Raw genomic sequence first — 2,235 nt, 5'->3', positions numbered from 1 at the left:
CGTCCCGTTCGGGGTCGACGGCCGGATCGTTGCCCGGGTCCCACCATGGCTGTTCGTCGCCCGGGGACGCGATCTCGCGCAGCCCCCGGATCGCGCCGTGCAGGCGCTCCAGCACCTCGGGCGGCATCGACTCGGCGAGGTCGATCACGGCGCCGGCCCGCGCGTCGGTGCCCCGGGCCTCCCGCTTCTCCCCGTCCGTCAGGGCGGCGGTCCGCAGCGCCAGGATCTCGTCGATCTCCGTCGCGTCGTACAGCGTGCCGAGGCTCTCGGGCGCCACCCGCGGGTGGTCCTCCAGGATGATCGGCGAGGACAGGACCACCTTGCACCCGCCGTCCGGTCCGGCCAGAACGGGCCACGTCTGCTCGTTGCGGCACCGCTCGACGGCCGGGCGTGCCCACTCGGGCGGATCGGTGACCGACAGGAACCGGCCGTGCTCCAGCCCGAGCAGAAGATGTACGGAGACCAGGGCGCGCGGCAGCGCCTCCTCGCGCGGCGTGCGCCGGCGCGGCATCCAGGTGGAGGCGTTCTCCACCACGGCCGTGAGGCGCTGCGCCCGGTAGGGGCCCGGCAGCTCCTCGGCCTTCAACCGCAGGACGCCGTCGACCTGTTCGCGCCGCCGCACCAGCCGTCCGACGGCGGTGCCGTGCTCGCGCAGCAGCTCCGTCTCGCCGACGCCCGGCAGCCGGAACCCCTGCTGCATCCCCTCGCCCAGCAACTCCTCGACGGGCACGAGGACTTCGATCCGCTCCTCGACGGCCTCGTCCCACTCGACGAGCACCCGGTCGGCCAACTCCAGCCGCTCCACCGGCTCGAACCCGCCGGTGGGGGTGGCCTGTTCGACGGTCCGCCGCTGGACGCGCAGGAAGCGCAGCTCGACCGCGAGCCGGTCGTCCTGCCGCGCCTCCATGACGCACTCGGTCCGCTGGTGGGAGTGCTCGCCGCCCTGCGCGGTGTACTCCGGCGGCACCAGGACGCCGAACTGCCAGCGCAGCCGGTTCTTGGCCGCCGAGGCGCGGTACGGGTAGAGCACGTAGCCCTCCAGCAGCACGGCGTCGGCGATCTGCCGGGCGGCGGCGAAGGCGCTCTCGATCCCCTCCGGGAAATCGCTCACTGGACTGCCTCCTCGAGCAGTTCGCGCACCGTCGCCTCCCACGAAGGCAGGGCCCGCCGGGAGCGGTAGGCCAGCAGGCCGTCCATCAGGTCGTCCGGCAGGCGCATCCAGCCGCAGCCGGGGAAGTGCTGGTCGATCGCCTGGCGCCAGACCCGGACCGGCATCCGCACCCGGGCCTCCTTGTCCCACGGCACGGGGGTGACCTGGAACCCGCCGGGACCGGCGAACGCGGTGCCGGAGAAGAGCAGCAGCAGCGGCACCTCGCCGCCGTCCAGCGCCCGGAAGTAGCGGGCGGAGGCCACCTCCAGGTCGTAGCTGCACGGCACCGCGAGGTCGGCCTCGGTCTCGCCGGTGAAGCCGGGCACGAGCAGCGGCACGGTGGCGAGCTGGATCGGGTTGAGCGTGGTCGCCCAGCGCTCCCGCTCGCCGAACAGGTCGGTCAGCCGTCCGCCCTCGGCCTCGGCGTAGGACCGGCGGCCCGGTTCGATCCGCAGCTGGCACTGGAGGACGAGGGCGTGCACCCGAGTGTCGGCCGGCACGGTGATCCGCAGCCGGAACACCAGCGTCGGTGTGGCCGCGTACGGGTCGGAGCGCACGCCGGTGCAGGCGAAGCCGAGCGCGCTCATGCCCCCACCTCGCTTCGCTCGGCGAGCGCTTCGCGCAACGTGCACCCTTCAATTAGTCGCTCTCCCCCAGCCTCCGGCCGGGGGTACCCCCATCGTTCGCTCATGCCGTCACCTCCGCCGGCAGCGGGCGGGCGCGGTCGGCCAGCCGGGCGAAGAACGCGTCGAGTTCGGCCCGCGCCTCGGCGCCGCCGTCGAAGCCGTGCCAGCACCGCCGCAGCCGGCCGACCAGCTCGTAGCAGACGTCGATCGGCACCAGGTAGCACTCGACGCGGCCGTCGGTGCGGCGCAGCAGCAGGGCCTCGACGTCCGGTTCGAGGGCGGCGGCCAGCCGGCTCCCGCCGAGGGCGCGGTCCCAGGCGTCCTCGTCGAGTTCGCTCTCGGTGGCGCCGGCCGGGCCCGGGTAGAAGGCGAGCAGCTGGTCGAGCGCGGCGTTGCGGAACAGGAACGCGGTGCCGACCGGGATGCCGAGCACCGGCCACAGGCGCTCGTCGACGTCGC

The 2,235-nt window shown here is 74.2% G+C and carries 3 protein-coding genes; all 3 read right to left on the bottom strand.

The genetic code is table 11. The features are described 5' to 3' along the window. Window positions 1-1,111: hypothetical protein (locus tag AB0O00_RS36485; protein ID WP_363659002.1), on the bottom strand; the 1,111-nt coding region annotated here is incomplete at its 3' end. Further along, window positions 1,108-1,737: a DUF6084 family protein gene (locus tag AB0O00_RS36480; protein ID WP_363659001.1), complete on the bottom strand. Its 630-nt coding sequence runs from the start codon at window positions 1,735-1,737 to the stop codon at window positions 1,108-1,110. The genes AB0O00_RS36480 and AB0O00_RS36485, both read right to left, overlap by 4 nt. Window positions 1,738-1,837: 100 nt before the next feature. Continuing rightward, window positions 1,838-2,235 (bottom strand): DUF5947 family protein (locus AB0O00_RS36475; RefSeq protein WP_363659000.1); only part of this gene is annotated, 398 nt, incomplete at its 5' end.

This window comes from Kitasatospora sp. NPDC093558, from assembly GCF_040683475.1.
Classification (GTDB): Bacteria; Actinomycetota; Actinomycetes; order Streptomycetales; family Streptomycetaceae; genus Kitasatospora.
Note: the sequence above shows the minus strand (reverse complement) of the source record. Positions and strands in the feature narration are given on the sequence as shown.